Below are 18,126 nucleotides of genomic sequence, written 5' to 3'. Positions count from 1 at the left end.
GCGGAGCGCCAGGCACCCAAGGTATCGGGAATGGGCTAATCTGTTGTTCCCCGCCCTATCCAGAGGGTAGGTATTATTGATGCTGGTACTTCTTCACGAATTGTGACAGTGGCCAGGCAGGGTAAATACCAGACCCGGAGGCACCGGGCCTGGCTCAGGACTGGGGTTCAGGCCAGGTTGTCAATCAACAGCTGGCTGAACGTCCCCGGGCATTCCACCGAGGGAACGTGGCCGATTTGCGCCAGAATGACCGGATCCGGGGCGCCACTGCATTGGGCCAGTGCTTTCAGCGTGTCCGGCGGTGTGGCAACGTCGTCGGAGCCACCAACCAAGTGGAGAGGTACGCGGTGTTCGCCGAGTTGCTCCCGGAAGTCCACGCGCCCCAACATTTCACACAGCAGGGCGTAACTGCGGTCATCACCACGCCCCATGATCACGCGCCATCCCTGCACCAGGGCCGGCTGCTGATTGCAGGCGGCAGGGCCGAACCAGCGCGGCACGATATCCACCGCCATGGCACCCAGACCGAGCTCCAGTACGTTGGCCGAGCGGGTATCCCAGGCTTCTGGCGTGCCAATAACCGCACCGGTATTGGTGAGCGTGGCCGAGAGCAACCTGTCGGAATGCTGGCTGATGAGTTGCTGGCCAATCACGCCGCCAATCGACGTGCCGACAAAATGGCAAGTCTCCGCATCCGCAACCGCTGCAAGCGCAAGCGCTTCCTGGGCCAGGTCTTCCGGTGTGATTTCGTCGGACTGGTCCGGCCAGGCAGCGCTGGCACCATGCCCTGGCAGATCCCAGGTCAGTATCCGGAATTTGCCCAGCAGTGCCGGGATCATGTCGTCCCACACGCCCTGGGTCATACCCAGGGGATGCGCCAAAACCAGCAGCGGTTTGGTGGGATCACCCAGCAGGCGGTAACAGATGGTGCGGCCGTTGTGTTTCAGAAACGCCATGCTCTCTCCTTAGTCTCAGACCCGTTCGATGAGTGTAGCAATACCCTGGCCGACACCCACGCACATGGTGCAAAGGGCGTAACGGCCTCCGGTGCGCTGGAGTTGGTGGGCTGCTGTCAGTAACAACCGGGCGCCAGACATGCCCAGAGGGTGACCCAGGGCGATGGCGCCACCGTTCGGATTCACGCGGGGATCATCATCAGCAATGCCCAGCTCGCGCAACACGGCCAGCCCCTGGGCGGCAAAGGCTTCGTTGAGTTCGATCACGTCAATGTCGTCAATGCTGACGCCTTGCTTCTCCAGCAGTTTGCGAACGGCGGGTACCGGGCCAATGCCCATCACGCGCGGCTCTACACCGGCGGTAGCCATACCCAGAATGCGGGCCATGGGCTTCAGACCGTGGGTTTTAACGGCGCTCTCACTGGCGACCAGCATCGCAGCGGCGCCGTCGTTTACGCCGGAGGCATTGCCGGCGGTGACGCTGCCACCGTCCCGGAACGGCGTCGGCAAAGCAGCGAGCTTACCCAGGGTGCTTTCACGGGGATGCTCGTCGGTATCGAATACCAGCGGATCCTGCTTCCGGCGTGCGATGGACACCGGCACGATCTCTTCGGCGAAGATGCCTGCCTGTTGTGCCCGGGCGGTTTTTTCCTGAGAGCGGAAGGCAAACAGATCCTGATCTTCCCGCGACACCTTATATTGTTCGGCCACATTTTCTGCCGTTTCCGGCATCGCATCGATGCCGTACTGCTTTTTCATCAGCGGGTTCACGAGACGCCAGCCGATGGTGGTGTCTTCAATCTTCTGGCCCCGGGAGAAGGCAGAGTCAGCCTTGCCCATGACATAGGGTGCGCGGGACATGGATTCCACACCTCCAGCCAGCACCAGGTCCATCTCACCGGCACGAATGGCACGAAACGCGGTGCCCACGGCATCCATACCGGAACCGCACAGGCGGTTGAGGGTGGTGCCGGGTACGGAGGTGGGCAAACCGGCCAGCAGCGCAGACATGCGGGCCACGTTGCGGTTGTCCTCACCGGCCTGGTTGGCGCAGCCCATCATGACTTCGTCGATGGCGGCGGGGTTCAGGTCCGGAGCTTGCTCCAGCACCGCCTTGAAGATATGGGCCGCCAGGTCGTCGGGTCGAACGCCGGACAGAGTGCCGCCGAAGCGGCCAATGGCGGAACGGCGGGGATGGCAGAGATAAACGTTAGTCATGATAGTCCTCACTTTTGGCCTGAATGATGAGTGTTGGTGCGCGCTTTCAGGTCCCGCAAGACCGCCAGCTCTTTGGTGCTCGGCTCGGGCGTGGTTTGCAACTGATCCGCAAACCGGATCTCCCAACCGGTGGCCTCGATCACCTCTGCCCGGGTGACGTTCGGGTGCAGGGAGGTGACCACCAGTTCTTTGGTGTCCGGGTCGGGCTTGAGAATGCACAGATCGGTAATCACCACGGTGGGGCCACGGCCTATATGGGGGACGTTGTCCCGGGCCTTGCCGTCACGGCCAAAGCCGACGGTGGTCACAAAGTCCACATCCTTAACAAAGGTGCGTTTGGAATGCTTGACGGTGATAAACACTTCCTTTGCACTGGTGGCTATCTCCGGCGCGCCACCACCGCCGGGCAGGCGGACTTTGGGCTCGCGATAATCACCAATCAAAGTGGTATTCAGGTTGGCGTAGCGATCAATCTGGGCGGTACCCAGGAAGCCGACGCTGACGTGGCCACCCTGCAGCCAGTAACGGAACATTTCCGGTACCGACACAGTTGTGAGGGCAGACTCGCACAACTCGCCGTCACCGATGGACAGCGGCAGAACGTCCGGCTTGGTTTGCAGGGTGCCGGACTCGTAAATCAGGGTGACATCCGGCGCGTGGGTCAGACGCGCCAGATTGGCGGCCTCACTGGGCAGGCCGATGCCAACGAAGCAGGTCATGTCATTGGTCAGTGCGCGGGCGGCAGTGACGCTCATCATTTCCGAAGAGGTAAATTCAAGGCTCATCACGCAGCTCCTTTTTCAAATACGTTTTCTTTCAGCCAGGCCTGGAAGGTCTCCCGGTCGCGGGCGATGTTATCCCACTCTTTATAGAAGGCATTGTCCCGGTCGTAATAACCCAGGGCGTAGGACGGGCTGGCGCCTTTTGGTGCCTCGGCAATGGCGGTGATGGCCCAGGACGGCAGCACGCAGGCGTTCACGCTCGCACCCAGATCATCCACGATTTCTTCGACGGTGACGATGCTGCGCTTGGCGGCCAGCACCACTTCCTTCTGGATGCCGACAATGCCCTCAATCAGCACGTTGCCGTTACGGTCGGCGCGCTGGGCATGAATCACAGCCACATCCGGGCGAATCGATGGCACGGCGGCCAGGCGCTCACCGGTGAACGGGCACTCAATGAACTTGATCTGGTCGTTGACCTTGGGCAGATCACTTCCGATATAGCCGCGAAAAATTGCCAGTGGTAAGCCTGCAGCACCGGCTTCATAGGCGTTGGCCATGGCCGCGTGACTGTGTTCGAGGATGTCCAGCTTGTTCGGCCAGCCCTTCTCAACGGCATCCCGCAGGCGGTGCAGCGAACCCACGCCGGGGTTGCCGCCCCAGGAGAAAATCAGCTTTTTGGCGCAGCCGGCGCCGATCATCTGGTCGTAGATCAGATCCGGCGTCATGCGGATCAAGGTCAGGTCACGCTTTTCCTGGCGGATGATTTCATGGCCTGCGGCGAACGGAATCAGATGCGTAAAACCTTCCATGCAGACCGTGTCGCCGTTATTGATGTGGCGACTCACGGCCTCTTTGAGTGAGAGGAATTCAGCCATCACAGTGTCTCCATTGAGGTGATTGTTGAAAAGTTCGATATACGAACATAAGTTTTATATGCGAACATAATGACTCGAAGGTTTTGCCGCCGTCAAGTACAAATTTTCACCAGTTGCCAAAAAATGCACGGATGTTCGGAGACCGAACGAGCTGATACCATGCGCCGAAACAGTTTTATGATGAGGAAGGAGCAGGCATGGACGATCAGATTCTCAAACCGGGCGACCGGGACTATGTAGGCGCCTTGGCCTCGGGGCTGGAGGTGTTGCAAGCTTTCGATGCCGAGCATCCCCGCATGACCCTGAGCGAAGTGGCGGCCTGTACCGGGATGGACCGGGCCAAGGCGAGGCGTTTCCTGCTCACCCTTCATTCGCTGGGCTTCGTGAAACGAAGCGGCCGGCAGTTCGAGCTCACGCCCCGGGTATTGCAGCTCGGCTATGCCTACCAGGCCTCGAACCGGTACCGGGCAGTCATTCAGCAATACCTGGAAGATATCACCGCCGAGTTGGGAGAGTCGTCCTCGCTGGCGGTGCTGGACGGTGATGACGTGGTTTACGTGGTGCGCTCCTCGGCGCGGCATCGGTTGATGGCCATCACATTATCGGTGGGCACCCGCCTGCCGGCAGCCTATACCTCCATGGGGCGGGTGCTGCTGGCGCAGTTGCCGGAAGCCGAGCTGGAAGCCTTCCTTGCCCGGGCGAAACTTGAGGCTTTTACGGCCTCCTCTGTGACCAATCCGGATGTGTTGAGAGACGAAATTCTCAAAGTCCGAGAGCTGGGCTATTCCATTGTGGATCAGGAGCTGGATTCGGGATTGCGTTCGGTCGCGGTGCCGGTGTTTGCCGGCAACGGAGAATTACTGGGGGCGATCAACATCAGCACCAATGCCGCGCGCGTGGATATGGAGACGCTGACGGGCGTGTACCTCCCCCGATTGCAGACAGCGGCTGAAGCGGTGCGTCGGACCACGCGATGAGGTTTCCATGGTCGGAGGAAGGAAATCCGATCCGGCTACGTGCTATGGATATCGCCCGGTCAACCGGTTCTCCACCAGCTCATCCAGAATGGTATTCGCCAGCCGCATCACCGCGTTTGGATTTTCTCCCCGCCGCCGGGAGGCGATGACCGGCGTGCTGATGTTGTCATCTTCCAGTGGCATGTAATCCACACCTTCGCGGTGAAGCTTGCGGACCTGCTCTGGCACCAGGGTGAAGCCCATGTCCGAGGCCACCAGCGACAGCGCAGTCTGTACGTCGTTCACCTGCTGGATGACATTGACCTTTAAGCCCCGGCGGTGGAACAGGCCCAGGGTGATGTCTGCAAAATTCGGCCCCGGCCCGGATGGAAATGTCACCATGGGGCAGCCAGCCAGCTCCGTCATGGATGGTGGCTGGCGGGTGAGCGGGTGCCCGGCGGGCAGGGCGGCAATCAGCGGTTCATCAAACAGCAGTTTCTGTTCAACATCCGGGTCTTCGATTCGCACCCGGCCAAAGCCAATGTCGATTTTGCCATTTTTCAGGGCGTCCACCTGCTCACGGGTTTTCAGTTCATGGAGGATGATTTCCAGGTTTTTGTTGCGGCGCAGGCGCCGGACCATCAGCGGTAGCTGGCCATAGAACACAGACGGCACAAAACCGATAGAGAAAACGGTTTTGCGATGCTGGGCAATACGGCGCGTGTCCTCCACGGTGGCCTCGACCTTGTGCAGGATCTGGCGTGCCTGCTCCAGAAAATATTCCCCCCCAGGCGTCAACTCCAACCCCCTGGGTTTTCGCAAAAACAGTTGGACGTGCAGTTCCTCCTCCAGCTGTTTGATGGCGCGGGTCAGGGGAGGCTGGGCGATAAACAGCTTTTCTGCCGCCCGGGTCAGGTTCAGCTGTTCTGCCACTGCCACGAAGTACCGCAAGTGTCTCAGCTCCATCCATACCTCCAGGGTATCGGTTAGTACTTAATCAATATTGGTTCATGTCCGTGAAACTTCGTACTGTTCGAATCACAGACATTTTAACTTGCGATTCGGAGAGCCCATGTCCGCAACCATTCAGTCCATCGAAGCCATTCTGGTCGACATCCCGACCATCCGGCCACACAAGTTGTCGATGACAACCATGGGGGTTCAGGCCATGGTGATTGTGCGCCTGAGGGATTCCGATGGGGTCGAGGGTCTGGGTGAAGCCACCACCATCGGCGGCCTGGCCTATGGCCCGGAAAGTCCAGAAAGCGTGAAACTTACCATAGACACCTATTTCAAGCCGCAACTGATTGGGCAGCGCTCGGACAACAGCAATACCCTGAGGGTAATGTTAAACCGCTCAACCCGCGGCAACAACCTGGCCAAGTCCGCCATTGAAACCGCGTTGCTGGATCTTCAGGGCAAGCGGCTGAACTGTCCGGTATCCGACCTGTTTGGTGGCGCGGTGCACCAGCATATTCCGGTGCTCTGGACCCTGGCCAGCGGCGATACCGCCCAGGATATCGCGGAAGCCCTCGGTCTGATCGAAACCGGTCGCCACTGTGATTTCAAACTCAAGATCGGCTCTCGTGGGTTGATGGACGACGTTCGCCATGTGGCCGCCATCAAGGATGCCGTGGGTGAAGCCGCCAGCGTACGCGTTGATGTCAATCAGGCGTGGGACGAAGCCACTGCCGCCAGGGGCATGGCTGAATTGCAGGCTGCCGGTATTGATCTGGTGGAGCAGCCCACACCAATGAAGGACTACGCCGCGCTGGTGCGCCTGTCCCGGAAGTTTCATCTGCCCATACTCGCCGATGAGGCGGTAGCCGATGCCAGCGATATATACAACCTGGCGGCCGCCGGCTTCTCGGGCGCCGTTGCCCTCAAGATCGCCAAGGCTGGCGGCCCGGCCCGGGCCCTGGAACAGGCTGCGGTTGCCCGGGCTGCCGGTATCGGCCTGTACGGCGGCACGCTGCTGGAAGGCACGATCGGCACCGTTGCTGCTCTCCACGCCTGGTCGACCCTGGAAACCCTGAGCTGGGGCACCGAGATGTTCGGCCCGTTACTGATGAAGGACGACATAGTGGTCAAACCACTGAGCTTCCATGACAACGGCGTGGACCTGCCGCAAGGCCCTGGTCTTGGCGTCGAGATTGATGAAGACAAGCTCGCGTTCTATCGCAGAAACGCTTGATGGGCCGGAAATTAACCGGCTGCAAAGATCACCAAACGGAGGAAAGCAGATGCTGTTCAAAGTCGAGATGAAGGTAAACATCCCCCACGACATGCCCGCCGACGTCGTTGCGGACATCAAGACCCGGGAAAAAGCCTACGCCCGGGACCTGCAACAACAGGGCAAGTGGCGCCACCTTTGGCGGGTGGCGGGCAGCTACGCCAATGTCAGCATTTTTGATGTCGAGGACAACGCCGAATTACAGGACCTGATCAGCAATCTTCCGCTGTTCCCTTATATGGACATCACCGTTGCACCCCTGTGCTGTCATCCATCCTCAATTCGTGAGGACGATAGCTGAGCAGGACCCGTTACACGATACCGGCCCGGCCAATGGCCAAAGGGCTGAACCTATGATGTTGCCAATTGATGGGATGTCTTGAGCAACAACAACAAAAGACCGAGGAGACCAACAATGACCGTAAAAACCATGCAATCCGCTGATGTGAAGGAACTGCTGGAGAAAGTGGCCGGCTTCAACAAGGACGGTGGCAACGAACGGGTGAAGAAAATCGTTCACCGTGTCATGCACGATATCTTCCAGATCGTGGAAGATTTCGATGTCACGCCCGAAGAGTTCTGGAGCGCTGTCTACTACGTCGGTGAACTGGGTGCCAATGGCGAGGCAGCTCTGTTGGCGCCGGGCCTGGGTATGGACCGCTATCTGGACATTCGCCAGGACGCGGAAGATGAGCAGGCTGGCCTGGCCGGGGGTACACCGCGCACTATCGAAGGTCCGCTGTACGTTGCGGGTGCGCCGGTAAGCGAAAGCTTTGCCCGTATGGACGACGGCTCCGACCAGGCCGCCGAAGTCATCCTGATCAAGGGCCAGATCACCGACGAAAGCGGCGCGCCGCTGGCCAACGCCATCGTGGATATCTGGCACGCTGACACCAAGGGCGCCTACTCCTACTTTGACCAGTCCCAAAGTGAATACAACCTGCGCCGTCGCATCAAGACCGATGCCGAAGGCCGCTATGCCGCCCAGAGCATCATGCCCTCCGGTTACGGTTGCCCGCCAGAAGGTTCCACCCAGCAGTTGCTGAACCACCTGGGTCGCCACGGCCAGCGTCCGGCGCACATTCATTACTTTGTGTCGAAGCCGGGTTACAAGCACCTGACCACCCAGATCAACATTGCCGGGGATGAGTACACCTACGACGATTTCGCCTTTGCAACCCGTGAAGAGCTGGTGGTGGACGCCAACCGCGTTGAGCAGTCCGGGACCGGCGCGAAGCATGGCGTGAGTGGTCCGATTACCGAGGTTGAATTCAACGTCACCCTGGTGACCACGGACAAGCCGGAACTCCAGGAACGCCATGCGCGTCAGCGCGCCCTGGAAACAGACGCTGCGTAAGTGCCACCCAAGAACAAGACGGAGTGAACCACATGAACAGCAAACTCGAAAAGCTCGCAGACAAGGTACGCAACGCGGTAATCGCCGACCCGAACACCGGCCGTTATCAGTGCGATCGTGGTGTCTTCACCGACCAGGATCTGTTCGACCTGGAAATGAAGTACATCTTTGAAGGCAACTGGGTTTACCTGGCCCATGAGAGCCAGATCCCGGAGCCGGGTGACTACTTCACGGTAACCGTGGGTCGCCAGCCGGTGGTCATCACCCGCACCAAGGAAGGTGGCCCCCAGGCCATTCTGAACACCTGTTCCCACCGTGGCGCCACCCTGTGTCGCAAGAAGCGTGGTAACAAGACCTCCTTTACCTGCCCGTTCCATGGCTGGACCTTCCGTAACGACGGTCAGCTGCTGAAGGCGAAGGACCAGAAGAAAGGCGGTTATCCGGAGCAGTTCAATACCGACGGCTCCCACAACCTGAAGCACATGGCCAAGTTCGAAAACTACCGTGGTTTTCTCTTCGGCAGCCTGAACGCTGATGTCCCGCCTTTGGACGAGCATCTGGGTGAAACCACCAAGATCATCGACAACATCGTCGATCAGTCGGAAGACGGCCTGGAGATCCTGCGGGGCAGCTCGACCTACACCTACGAAGGTAACTGGAAGCTGACCGCTGAAAATGGCGCAGACGGTTATCACGTCGGTACCGTGCACTGGAACTACCTGTCCACCATGGGTCAGCGCAACTACGACAAGGGCGGCACCGAAGCGGTTGACGCCAAGAGCTGGTCAGCCGAGGGCGGTTTCTATTCCTTCGAGAACGGTCACATGATGCTGTGGACCCGCCTGCTGAATCCGGAAGTACGTCCGATCTTCAGCCAGCTGGAGCGGCTGAAAGAGACTTACGGCGAGGCTCGTGCGGACTCCATCGTCCGCACCACCAAGAACCTGTGCCTGTACCCCAACGTTTACCTGATGGATCAGTTCTCGACACAGATCCGCGTGACCCGGCCCATTGACGTCAACAAGACCGAAGTGACTATCTATGCTTTCGGTCCGAAGAACGAGCCGGCGGAACTGCGCACCAAGCGTATCCGTCAGTACGAGGATTTCTTTAACGTGACCGGCATGGGCACGCCGGATGATCTGGAAGAATTCCGCGCCTGCCAGAACGGCTACGAAGCCCGTGATATGCGCTGGAACGACATGAGCCGTGGTGCGACGCACTGGATTGACGGCCCGGACGAGCACGCCAAGCAGATCGATATGAAGCCGATCATGAGCGGCGCAAGACCGGACGACGAAGGTCTGTACGTGAACCATCACAAACACTGGCAGGTTGAGATGACCCGTGCCATAGCAACCGAGCAGGCCCGTTTCATCCCCCTGGCTTCGAGTTCAACAGCGTCAGAGGAGGCGTCCGCATGAGCCTGAGTTATCACGACATCGAGCAATTCATCATTCGCGAAGCCCGCTTCCTGGATGACCGAGAGTGGGACAACTGGTTGGCGTGCTATCACGAGGACGTTACCTACTGGATGCCAGCCTGGGATGACGACGATGAGCTGACCGAGGATCCGCAAAGCGAGATCTCGCTCATCTACTATCCCAACAAGGATGGCCTGGAAGACCGGATTTACCGGATCAAGACCGAGCGTTCCGGTGCGAGCTCCATGCCGGAGCCCCGCACCACGCACTTCACCAGCAATCTGGAGATCCTGTCCCAGAGCGGCAGTGAAGTGACGCTGCGGTTTAACTGGCTGACCAAGGCTTACCGTTACAAGAAATCGGCCGAATTCTTCGGAACCTCCTTTTACACCCTGGATATCAGCGGCGAGCAGCCACTGATCCGGGAGAAACGGCTGGTTCTGAACAACGATTGCATCAATCAGGTGCTGGACGTTTACCACCTGTAATTGATGGGGAGAGCATCATCATGAGTTACAACATCGCGCTTAATTTTGAAGACGGCGTTACCCGTTTTGTATCCTGCAACGAAGGCGAAACGGTTCTCGATGCCGCCTACCGTGCGCAGATCAATCTGCCTATGGACTGCTCCGATGGCGTCTGTGGCACCTGCAAGGGTGCTTGCCATCAGGGCGAGTTCGACATGGGTGAGGAGTACCTTGACGAAGCGCTGTCTGACGAGGAAGCCGATCAAGGCATGGTCCTGACCTGCCAGATGGTGCCCTCCAGCGATTGTGTGGTGGAAGTGCCTGTGGCGTCCACTATGTGCAAGACCAGCAGCGCCGAAGTTACGGGTATCGTAGCCGAGGTGAACCTGATCTCGCCCACGTCGATCGAACTGAAAATCACGGCGGCGGCCGACCTGGCCTTCTTGCCTGGGCAGTACGTCAACATTCAGGTACCGGGTAGCGACCAGACGCGGTCCTATTCTTTCAGCTCCAAGCCCGGTAGCCGGGACCTGAGTTTCCTGATTCGCAATGTGCCGGGGGGGCTGATGAGCTCCTGGCTGGTGGGCAATGCCCGCACCGGGGACAAGGTCACCCTGACCGGCCCCATGGGCAGCTTCTACTTGCGCCCGATCGAGCGTCCGGTCCTGATGCTGGCGGGCGGAACCGGTCTGGCGCCGTTCCTGGCAAAACTGGAGCACATGAAGGCCAAGGGCTGTGACCTGCCCACGCATTTGGTGTATGGCGTAAGCAGCGAGGACGACCTGGTGTGCCTGGATAGTCTGGACCGCTTTGCCGCGGAGCTGGACAACTTCAGTTATGTCACCTGTGTGTCCGGCGAAGACAGCGATCATCCACGCAAGGGTTATGTCACACATCACATGGACGAAGCGCCACTGAACAAAGGGGATGTGGATGTCTACCTGTGCGGGCCGCCTCCGATGGTGGATTCCGTGCTCGGGTTCTTCCGGGAGCAGGGCATCAAACCGAACTCATTCCATTATGAGAAGTTCACACCAAGCGCTCCGGAATCCAGGGAGAAAGTCGCATGAAAGCCCGCTTCACCGACAAGATCATGGTGATTACCGGGGCCGCCCAGGGCATCGGAAAGCGTGTCGCCGAGCTGGCGGCCGCCGAAGGCGCCAGGTTGCTGCTGGTCGATATTGCGGATTACGTGCAGGGTGTGGCCGCGGAGCTGCGTGACCAGGGTGCCGATGCCGTCGCGATGCAGGCCGACCTGGAAACCTGGGTCGGGGCCGAAACCATCATGGCGGAGGCCCACAAGCAGTTCGGCCGCATCGACATCCTGATCAACAACGTCGGTGGGACGATCTGGGCGCAGCCGTTCGAACACTACACCCCGGAGCAGATCGAGAAGGAAATCCGGCGCTCGCTGTTTACCACCCTGTGGTGTTGCCGTGCGGTACTGCCCTACATGCTGGAGCAGAAGGGCGGGGTGATCGTGAACGTATCATCCGTGGCAACACGGGGATTGATGAGAGTGCCCTATGGTGCGGCCAAGGGCGGCGTTAACGCCATGACCGTGAATATGGCATACGAGTACGCGCCCCACAATATTCGGGTGAATGCCGCCGCACCGGGTGGTACTGAGGCACCCCCGAGGCTGACGCCACGCAACGCGAAAGCGCAGACCAGGCAGGAAAAAGCGTGGTACCAGACGCTGATCGACCAGACCACGGAAAACAGCCTCATGCATCGTTATGGCACCCTGGACGAGCAGGCTGAACCCATCCTTTTCCTGGCATCGGATGCGTCGTCCTATATGACAGGTACTGTCCTGCCTGTGGCCGGGGGTGATCTGGGTTAGGAATAATCCAGATCAAGAGAAACCCTGATCAAGAGAAACCCGGATTGCCCAATCACGCTGAGTCTTGATAAGAACAACATCGGAAGAGAAATCATGAGAAACATTGACGTAAACGACGTTATTGATAACGCCAAATTCAACCGGTTTCACTGGAAGGTGCTCTTCTGGTGCACCCTGATTATCATTTTCGACGGCTATGATCTGGTGATCTACGGCGTCGTGCTTCCTATCCTGATGGAACAGTGGAACCTGAACCCGTACGTGGCCGGGCTGCTCGGCAGCAGTGCCCTGTTCGGTATGATGTTCGGGGCCATGGGGTTTGGCATGCTGTCGGACCGGCTGGGACGTAAGAAAGTCATTATCGGCTGTGTGGTGCTCTTCAGTGTGACCACGGTAATCAACGGCTTTGCCACCACGCCCTGGCAGTTCGGCATCCTGCGCTTTATCGCTGGCCTCGGGATAGGCGGTGTGATGCCAAACGTAGTCTCACTGATGAGTGAATACGCACCGGCGCGCAAGCGCAGCACGCTGGTGGCCCTGATGTTCAGCGGTTACGCGGTAGGCGGCATGATATCCGCTGGCCTGGGCATCTGGATCGTGCCCAACTATGGCTGGGAGATCATGTTCTATCTGGCCTTTGTGCCGATGCTGATGTTGCCCTTCATGCTCAAGTTCCTGCCGGAATCGGTGGCCTTCCTGATGGCTCAGAAGCGCGAGGACGAAGCCCGTAATATCCTGACGCAAGTGGCTCCGTTCAGACACATCAAGGAGCACGACGTGCTGGTAGTACCGCCAACGACTAATAGCAAAGCCCCCGTGCTGGAGCTGTTCCGCGAGGGCCGTGCCATGAGCACCCTGATGTTCTGGACGGCCTTCTTCTGCTGCCTGCTGATGGTCTACGCTCTCGGTTCCTGGTTACCGAAACTGATGTCCAATGCCGGTTATGCCCTGAGTTCCAGCCTGATGTTCCTGATGGTGCTGAATATTGGTGCGATCATCGGTGCTATCGGCGGTGGCTGGCTGGCGGATCGGCTGTCGCTGCGCTCGGTGCTGGTGTCGTTCTTCATTCTGGGCTCTGGGTCGCTGGTACTGTTGGGCTACGACAACCCGATGTGGGTCCTGTATACGCTGGTGGGTATTGCCGGTGCCACGACTATTGGCTCCCAGATCCTGTTGTACGCTTACGTGGCCCAGTATTATCCCACCAGTATCCGTTCTACGGGCCTTGGCTGGGCATCCGGTATCGGGCGCAACGGTGCCATTGTCGGGCCCATGCTCGGGGGAACACTGCTGGCGCTGGCATTGCCGCACCAACTGAATTTCCTGGCCCTGGCCATTCCCGGTGCCATTGCCACCGTAGCCGTTGCCCTGGTAGGCCGCCGTTTTGGTGAGAAAGGCGTGCAACCGGAAGATGAGACCGTTCTGGCAGCGAGCAGCTGATCACTGGGATAAGGTGCGATCCTTAGGGATTGCAACTCGAATCCTTTATTACCCCGGCACTTGAGCCGGGGTCTTTTTTATTTGCAGTCTTTGGTAATGGTATCCACAAGGAGTCCGCTATGGCGCAATTTCTGAAAGACCTATCTTTGCCTGCAATCGTTGCCGGGTTTCTGGCGGTTCTGGTGTCCTATTCCGGGCCGCTGGCGATCTTTTTCCAGGCCGGCGCCAGTGCCGGTATCTCCACGGAAATGATGACCTCCTGGGTCTGGGCAATTTCCATTGGGGCCGGGATATCCGGCATTATCCTGTCGATCTGGCTCAAAGTGCCGGTGGTTACCGCCTGGTCCGCACCCGGCACCGCGCTGCTGGTAACGCTGTTTCCGGAGCTCTCCCTGAATGAGGCCATAGGCGCCTACATCACGGCTGCGATCATTATCTTTGTAATTGGTGTATCGGGGACCTTTGACACCATTGTCCGTGCCATTCCCAAGGGCATTGCCGCCGGCATGATGGCGGGCATCCTGTTCCAGTTTGGGGTGGGGGCATTTACTGCCATTGAAACCACCCCGGCATTGGCCATCGGCATGCTGGTTTCCTATGTGGTGTTCCGCCGCCTGGTCCCCAAATACACCCTGGTGCTGCTGTTGATTGTCGGCGTGATTCTGGCGGTGGTTCTGGAGGGCGCATCGCTGTCCGGTGTGCGCTGGAGCATAGCCGTTCCGCAATTCATACAGCCGGAATGGACCCTGGCTTCAACCTTGAGCCTGGCGATTCCCCTGGTGCTGGTGAGTCTGACCGGGCAGTTCCTGCCGGGCATGGCGATCCTTCAGGGGGCCGGTTATCGCGTCAGGGCTAAACCGATCATTAGCGTGACCAGCCTGGTGTCGTTGCCCATGGCGTTATTCGGGGGCATCACTACGGTGGTGGCTGCGATCACGGCGGCTATCTGCACCGGCAAGGATGCCCATGAAGATCCGTCCCGCCGGTATGTTGCGGGTGTGTTTAACGGAGTGTTCTATCTGGTCGGAGGCCTGTTTGCCGGCACCATCGTCAGCCTGTTCACGTCACTGCCTGCCGCGTTTGTTGCCGTGCTTGCGGGCCTGGCGTTGCTGGGCGCCATTGCTGGCAACCTGTTTTCCGCACTGGAAGAAGCCAGTCACCGGGAGGCATCGCTGATCACGTTTGTGGTGACTGCGTCTGGCATGTCCCTGTTCGGTTTATCCTCCGCGTTTTGGGGCGTGATTATCGGATACGGCTGCTACCTGGTTCTGAACGGCCGGGCGGGCAAAAAATAATCAGGAGCGGGAGTGGTTGATTTGGGACAGGAGCCCCGGCGTGCTGGTCAGCCACGCCGGGGTACAGCGGATTCAGGAGAGGTTCAGCTTTCCTGAAGAGCCTGAACGACCGCCTTGGCCGCGCCTTCGGAGGAGGCCGGATTCTGGCCGGTGATCAGCTTGCCGTCCACCACAATGTACGGTGCCCAATCATCACCTTTGGAGTAGGTGGCGGCATTCTCCTTCAGCATGTCTTCCAGCAGGAAAGGCACGATGTTGGTCAGGCCAACGGCTTCCTCTTCGCTGTTGCTGAAACCGGTCACTTTGCGGCCGCCGACAATGTTCTGGCCGGGCTTCACTTCCACGTTCCTGAACACGGCGGGCGCGTGACAGACCGCGCAAATGACTTTGTCCTGCTCGTAGGCGGTCTTGATCAGGGCGATGCTTTTTTCATTGTTTGCCAGGTCCCACATCGGGCCGTGGCCACCAGGATAGAAAATGGCGTCGAACTGACTCATGTCGACATCCGCCAGTTTTTTGGTGCTGGCGAGGGATTCCTTGGCGTGGGCGTCTTCCTCGAAACGGCGGGTGGTCGCGGTGAGCGCTTCCTCTGCTTCGCTGGCGGGGTCCACCGGAGGTTGTCCGCCCTTGGGGGAGGCCAGGGTGATGTCCGCACCAGCATCCTTGAACACATAATAGGGCGCGGTAAATTCTTCGAGCCAGAAACCGGTTTTGTTGCCGGAATCCCCCAGTTGGTCGTGGGAAGTCAGAACCATCAGAACTTTCATAGAGTCTTTCCTTGTGATCGATGGATTAGTGGGACTTCGAACAGTTATTGACTGCCTTGTTATAGGACCTTGTGCTTAGTCCCATTAATTTCAACCCACCGAGTCCACCGGCAGCGGGTTTATCGGGCACCAGAGTCTTCAGCATTTATGATCAGCCGTTTGATGCGTCGGGTTGTCCACCAGATGGCGCCAACAACCAAAGGAATGCTGGCCGCCGTCGCCCAGGTAGCATTGAACCCGGGCCAATAGCTTTGTAGCGCGTAAAACAGGTACCGCAACAGGCTGACGCTGTAGTAGCTAATCGCCGCTATGGATAGCCCTTCCACTGTCTGCTGCAGCCGCAATTGCAACAGCGAACGGCGGTTCATTGAGTCGAGCAGGTTGCGGTTCTGGGCTTCGAGCTTTAAATCCACTCGGGTTCGAATCAGGTCACCGGCCCGCTCGATGCGACGCGCAATATCTTCCAGGCGAATGCTGACCGCATCGCAGGTGTTCACCGAGGGGGTCAGACGGCGGTGGAAAAAGTCGTGCAGGGTGAAGTTGCGTCCGGTTTGCACTTCTTCCAGCTCGGTGAGCCTGCGTTGCACCAGTTCATAGTAGGCGCGGGTGGCCCCGAAGCGGGTGGTGGTGTGCGCCCTTTCCTGCTCGATGCGGGCTGCCATAGCGGTCAGCTCGGTCAACAGGGCCTGCTCTTCATTGAGCTCGGCTTCCTGGGACAGGCGGGTGATGATGTCCGCGAGCTGGCTGTCCATGGCACCGAGGACGGGCGCCAGTTCTCTGGCCATACGAGTGCTGAGCAATGCCATCAGCCGATAGGTTTCCAGTTCCAGCACACGTTGCACCAGACGACCCAGATGACTGGGCTTCAAGCCCTCGGAGTGCATCAGGAAACGCCCAAAACCATCGCCGTGCAAACGAAACGCACTGATCAGCGTTGCCGCGCCATTGGCAAGAGGCGCCTGAATCAACCGCTGACCTTCAAACGCGTCGGCCAGTGCTTCGCGACTCCAGTTGGCCTGTTCGGATGCGACCAGATCCAGATTGAAGGCCGCAACCAGCAAACCGGGGAATTGTGTTACCCAGGACTGTGGCAACAGGGCCCAGGCGCTGTTCTCAAACGGGGCGCCACTGGTCTCATCCCGCATGAAAGTGTAAGTGACGAATTCCAGGTGTCGTTCCCAGCGCAGTCGGATATCGCCGAGGGCCTGATTGAAACTGGTCACCCCGGGCTCTGGCGGGTTGACGCCATAATGATGGCACAGGTCGACTAAACGCCTGTAGTCTGCCTCGCGTTCAGACTCGTTAAGTAACAGCGCCAGGTGAGTGATGTGCCCGGTTTGCTCGATGATCGGGAATGGCCTGGCGTGAAGTTCCTGGTACAGGCTGGCCCGCTCAGGATGTAAATTGGCTTCGGGCAGGTTCAATGAATATGCCATGTACACACTCCGGTTAACCTTCTATTGAATTCGGTGGTGTTCAGTTCCGGGCGTTCAAGCCGGAAAATGGTCCCTGGTCTTGTTGGCAATGCGTACCAGCATCAGCATGATCGGCACCTCGACCAACACGCCAACCACCGTTGCCAGTGCGGCCCCGGATTGCAGGCCGAACAGGGCAATGGCTGCGGCAACTGCCAGTTCGAAAAAGTTACTGGCGCCAATCATGGCGCCCGGCGCTGCAATGCAGTGGCGTACTTTCCAGAGCCTTGCCCAGCCATAGGCGATGAAAAAAATCAGAAAGGTCTGAATGATCAGTGGAATTGCGATCAGCAGAATGTGCAGTGGATTGTTGAGTATGACCTCGCCCTGGAAGGCAAACAGCAGCATCAGGGTAACGATCAGTGCCGCAGGGGTGACCGGCCCGATGCGTTTCATAAAGACTTCATCAAACCAGCGCTGGCCGCGCCGGGCGGTCAGCGTACGGCGGGTCAGGTAGCCGGCGACCAGCGGGATGACGATAAACAACACCACTGAGAGGATGACCGTATCCCAGGGCACCTGGATATCGGAAATGCCCAGCAAGAACACCACGATGGGTGCGAAGGCAAAGAGCATGATGATGTCGTTCAGCGAGACTTGAACCAGGGTATAAGCCGCATCGCCTTTGGTCAGGTAGCTCCAGACAAACACCATGGCAGTACAGGGTGCAGCGCCCAGCAGAATCGCACCGGCAAGGTATTCGCTGGCCAGTTCCGGCGCAATAAACGGCTCGAACACGACCATCAGGAAGAACCAGGCGATGGCGAACATGGTGAAGGGCTTGATCAACCAGTTCACCACTGTGGTGATGGCTAACCCTTTAGGCTCTTTCCTGACATCCACGATGGCACCGAAATCAATCTGGGTCATCATCGGGAAAATCATCGCCCAGATCAGGACGGCGATGGGGATGGAAACCTGGGCATATTCGAAGCGGGACAGTGTCTCGGGTACCGAGGGCGCCAGCTGGCCCAGGGCCACACCGGCGACGATGGCCAGGGCGACCCAGACCGACAGATACCTGCCAAACAGGTCCATGCCGCCGCCGGTGTCTTCCGCTTGGGTGACTTCTGCATTGCTGCTCATTACCTA

18 protein-coding genes are annotated in these 18,126 nt (G+C 58.8%); 10 read left to right on the top strand and 8 right to left on the bottom strand.

What is annotated here, in order from left to right:
* Positions 1-167: 167 nt before the first annotated feature.
* From F6Y09_RS16375 to F6Y09_RS16360, 4 genes are read right to left on the bottom strand one after another with little or no spacing between them, the layout of a single operon-like run.
* Positions 168-956, bottom strand: coding sequence for an alpha/beta fold hydrolase (locus F6Y09_RS16375; RefSeq protein ID WP_152208024.1), 789 nt, complete (start codon positions 954-956; stop codon positions 168-170).
* 15 nt (positions 957-971) lie between these two features.
* Positions 972-2,177 carry a 3-oxoadipyl-CoA thiolase gene (gene pcaF, locus F6Y09_RS16370; protein WP_281348229.1) on the bottom strand — a complete coding sequence of 402 codons (1,206 nt, stop codon included), beginning with the start codon at positions 2,175-2,177 and terminating at the stop codon, positions 972-974.
* Positions 2,178-2,182: 5 nt separating this feature from the next.
* Positions 2,183-2,959, bottom strand: a complete 777-nt coding sequence (locus tag F6Y09_RS16365; RefSeq protein WP_152208022.1) for a CoA-transferase subunit beta — start codon at positions 2,957-2,959, stop codon at positions 2,183-2,185.
* Complete coding sequence (locus F6Y09_RS16360) at positions 2,959-3,774, bottom strand: CoA transferase subunit A (protein ID WP_152208021.1); 816 nt, start codon at positions 3,772-3,774, stop codon at positions 2,959-2,961. Before F6Y09_RS16360 ends, F6Y09_RS16365 begins: the two co-directional genes overlap by 1 nt.
* A gap of 197 nt (positions 3,775-3,971) precedes the next feature.
* On the opposite strand from F6Y09_RS16360, the gene F6Y09_RS16355 reads away from it, so the two are divergent.
* The gene (locus F6Y09_RS16355) at positions 3,972-4,751 is read left to right on the top strand and encodes an IclR family transcriptional regulator domain-containing protein (protein ID WP_152208020.1); all 780 of its coding nucleotides are present in this window, start codon (positions 3,972-3,974) and stop codon (positions 4,749-4,751) included.
* A 42-nt stretch (positions 4,752-4,793) separates the two neighbouring features.
* On the opposite strand, the gene F6Y09_RS16350 is transcribed toward F6Y09_RS16355, so the two are convergent.
* Complete coding sequence (locus F6Y09_RS16350; RefSeq protein ID WP_152208019.1) at positions 4,794-5,696, bottom strand: LysR family transcriptional regulator; 903 nt, start codon at positions 5,694-5,696, stop codon at positions 4,794-4,796.
* 106 nt (positions 5,697-5,802) lie between these two features.
* On the opposite strand from F6Y09_RS16350, the gene F6Y09_RS16345 reads away from it, so the two are divergent.
* The 9 genes from F6Y09_RS16345 (at position 5,803) to F6Y09_RS16305 (ending at position 14,792) form a co-directional block, all read left to right on the top strand.
* Complete coding sequence (locus tag F6Y09_RS16345; RefSeq protein ID WP_152208018.1) at positions 5,803-6,924, top strand: muconate/chloromuconate family cycloisomerase; 1,122 nt, start codon at positions 5,803-5,805, stop codon at positions 6,922-6,924.
* 49 nt (positions 6,925-6,973) lie between these two features.
* Entirely contained in the window at positions 6,974-7,264 is a 291-nt protein-coding gene (gene catC, locus F6Y09_RS16340; RefSeq protein WP_152208017.1) for a muconolactone Delta-isomerase, read from the top strand.
* Positions 7,265-7,378: 114 nt separating this feature from the next.
* Complete coding sequence (gene catA, locus F6Y09_RS16335) at positions 7,379-8,320, top strand: catechol 1,2-dioxygenase (RefSeq protein ID WP_152208016.1); 942 nt, start codon at positions 7,379-7,381, stop codon at positions 8,318-8,320.
* Between the two features lie 32 nt (positions 8,321-8,352).
* Positions 8,353-9,744 (top strand): Rieske 2Fe-2S domain-containing protein, encoded by a 1,392-nt coding sequence (locus tag F6Y09_RS16330; RefSeq protein ID WP_152208015.1) that lies wholly within the window; start codon positions 8,353-8,355, stop codon positions 9,742-9,744.
* Complete coding sequence (gene benB / locus F6Y09_RS16325; protein WP_152208014.1) at positions 9,741-10,232, top strand: benzoate 1,2-dioxygenase small subunit; 492 nt, start codon at positions 9,741-9,743, stop codon at positions 10,230-10,232. Before F6Y09_RS16330 ends, benB begins: the two co-directional genes overlap by 4 nt.
* Positions 10,233-10,252: 20 nt before the next feature.
* A complete protein-coding gene (benC, locus tag F6Y09_RS16320) occupies positions 10,253-11,281 on the top strand; it encodes a benzoate 1,2-dioxygenase electron transfer component BenC (RefSeq protein ID WP_152208013.1) in 1,029 nt (342 codons plus the stop codon).
* On the top strand, positions 11,278-12,057 hold the full coding sequence (benD, locus tag F6Y09_RS16315; protein WP_152208012.1) for a benzoate diol dehydrogenase BenD: 780 nt from the start codon (positions 11,278-11,280) through the stop codon (positions 12,055-12,057). The genes benC and benD overlap by 4 nt, the downstream gene beginning before the upstream one ends.
* Before the next feature lie 93 nt (positions 12,058-12,150).
* Positions 12,151-13,497 carry an MFS transporter gene (locus tag F6Y09_RS16310; protein WP_152208011.1) on the top strand — a complete coding sequence of 449 codons (1,347 nt, stop codon included), beginning with the start codon at positions 12,151-12,153 and terminating at the stop codon, positions 13,495-13,497.
* A 119-nt stretch (positions 13,498-13,616) separates the two neighbouring features.
* The gene (locus F6Y09_RS16305; RefSeq protein WP_152208010.1) at positions 13,617-14,792 is read left to right on the top strand and encodes a benzoate/H(+) symporter BenE family transporter; all 1,176 of its coding nucleotides are present in this window, start codon (positions 13,617-13,619) and stop codon (positions 14,790-14,792) included.
* Positions 14,793-14,875: 83 nt separating this feature from the next.
* On the opposite strand, the gene F6Y09_RS16300 is transcribed toward F6Y09_RS16305, so the two are convergent.
* The 3 genes from F6Y09_RS16300 to arsB form a co-directional block, all read right to left on the bottom strand.
* Positions 14,876-15,559 (bottom strand): type 1 glutamine amidotransferase domain-containing protein, encoded by a 684-nt coding sequence (locus tag F6Y09_RS16300; protein WP_152208009.1) that lies wholly within the window; start codon positions 15,557-15,559, stop codon positions 14,876-14,878.
* Positions 15,560-15,678: 119 nt separating this feature from the next.
* Positions 15,679-16,995 carry a DUF3422 family protein gene (locus tag F6Y09_RS16295; protein ID WP_152208008.1) on the bottom strand — a complete coding sequence of 439 codons (1,317 nt, stop codon included), beginning with the start codon at positions 16,993-16,995 and terminating at the stop codon, positions 15,679-15,681.
* Between the two features lie 54 nt (positions 16,996-17,049).
* Positions 17,050-18,120: an ACR3 family arsenite efflux transporter gene (arsB, locus tag F6Y09_RS16290; protein WP_152208007.1), complete on the bottom strand. Its 1,071-nt coding sequence runs from the start codon at positions 18,118-18,120 to the stop codon at positions 17,050-17,052.
* Between the last annotated feature and the right edge of the window lie 6 nt (positions 18,121-18,126).

It is taken from the genome of Marinobacter changyiensis (genome assembly GCF_009193265.1).
Taxonomy (GTDB): domain Bacteria; phylum Pseudomonadota; class Gammaproteobacteria; order Pseudomonadales; family Oleiphilaceae; genus Marinobacter; species Marinobacter changyiensis.
Note: the sequence above shows the minus strand (reverse complement) of the source record. Positions and strands in the feature narration are given on the sequence as shown.

What these genes read in the sequence shown, in the direction of transcription:
- F6Y09_RS16375 (WP_152208024.1), bottom strand. Translation starts at nt 956, where the DNA reads ATGGCGTTTCTGAAACACAACGGCCGCACCATCTGTTACCGCCTGCTG.
- F6Y09_RS16365 (WP_152208022.1), bottom strand. Translation starts at nt 2,959, where the DNA reads ATGAGCCTTGAATTTACCTCTTCGGAAATGATGAGCGTCACTGCCGCC.
- F6Y09_RS16360 (WP_152208021.1), bottom strand. Translation starts at nt 3,774, where the DNA reads ATGGCTGAATTCCTCTCACTCAAAGAGGCCGTGAGTCGCCACATCAAT.
- F6Y09_RS16355 (WP_152208020.1), top strand. Translation starts at nt 3,972, where the DNA reads ATGGACGATCAGATTCTCAAACCGGGCGACCGGGACTATGTAGGCGCC.
- F6Y09_RS16350 (WP_152208019.1), bottom strand. Translation starts at nt 5,696, where the DNA reads ATGGAGCTGAGACACTTGCGGTACTTCGTGGCAGTGGCAGAACAGCTG.
- F6Y09_RS16345 (WP_152208018.1), top strand. Translation starts at nt 5,803, where the DNA reads ATGTCCGCAACCATTCAGTCCATCGAAGCCATTCTGGTCGACATCCCG.
- catC (WP_152208017.1), top strand. Translation starts at nt 6,974, where the DNA reads ATGCTGTTCAAAGTCGAGATGAAGGTAAACATCCCCCACGACATGCCC.
- catA (WP_152208016.1), top strand. Translation starts at nt 7,379, where the DNA reads ATGACCGTAAAAACCATGCAATCCGCTGATGTGAAGGAACTGCTGGAG.
- F6Y09_RS16330 (WP_152208015.1), top strand. Translation starts at nt 8,353, where the DNA reads ATGAACAGCAAACTCGAAAAGCTCGCAGACAAGGTACGCAACGCGGTA.
- benB (WP_152208014.1), top strand. Translation starts at nt 9,741, where the DNA reads ATGAGCCTGAGTTATCACGACATCGAGCAATTCATCATTCGCGAAGCC.
- benC (WP_152208013.1), top strand. Translation starts at nt 10,253, where the DNA reads ATGAGTTACAACATCGCGCTTAATTTTGAAGACGGCGTTACCCGTTTT.
- benD (WP_152208012.1), top strand. Translation starts at nt 11,278, where the DNA reads ATGAAAGCCCGCTTCACCGACAAGATCATGGTGATTACCGGGGCCGCC.
- F6Y09_RS16310 (WP_152208011.1), top strand. Translation starts at nt 12,151, where the DNA reads ATGAGAAACATTGACGTAAACGACGTTATTGATAACGCCAAATTCAAC.
- F6Y09_RS16305 (WP_152208010.1), top strand. Translation starts at nt 13,617, where the DNA reads ATGGCGCAATTTCTGAAAGACCTATCTTTGCCTGCAATCGTTGCCGGG.
- F6Y09_RS16300 (WP_152208009.1), bottom strand. Translation starts at nt 15,559, where the DNA reads ATGAAAGTTCTGATGGTTCTGACTTCCCACGACCAACTGGGGGATTCC.
- F6Y09_RS16295 (WP_152208008.1), bottom strand. Translation starts at nt 16,995, where the DNA reads ATGGCATATTCATTGAACCTGCCCGAAGCCAATTTACATCCTGAGCGG.
- arsB (WP_152208007.1), bottom strand. Translation starts at nt 18,120, where the DNA reads ATGAGCAGCAATGCAGAAGTCACCCAAGCGGAAGACACCGGCGGCGGC.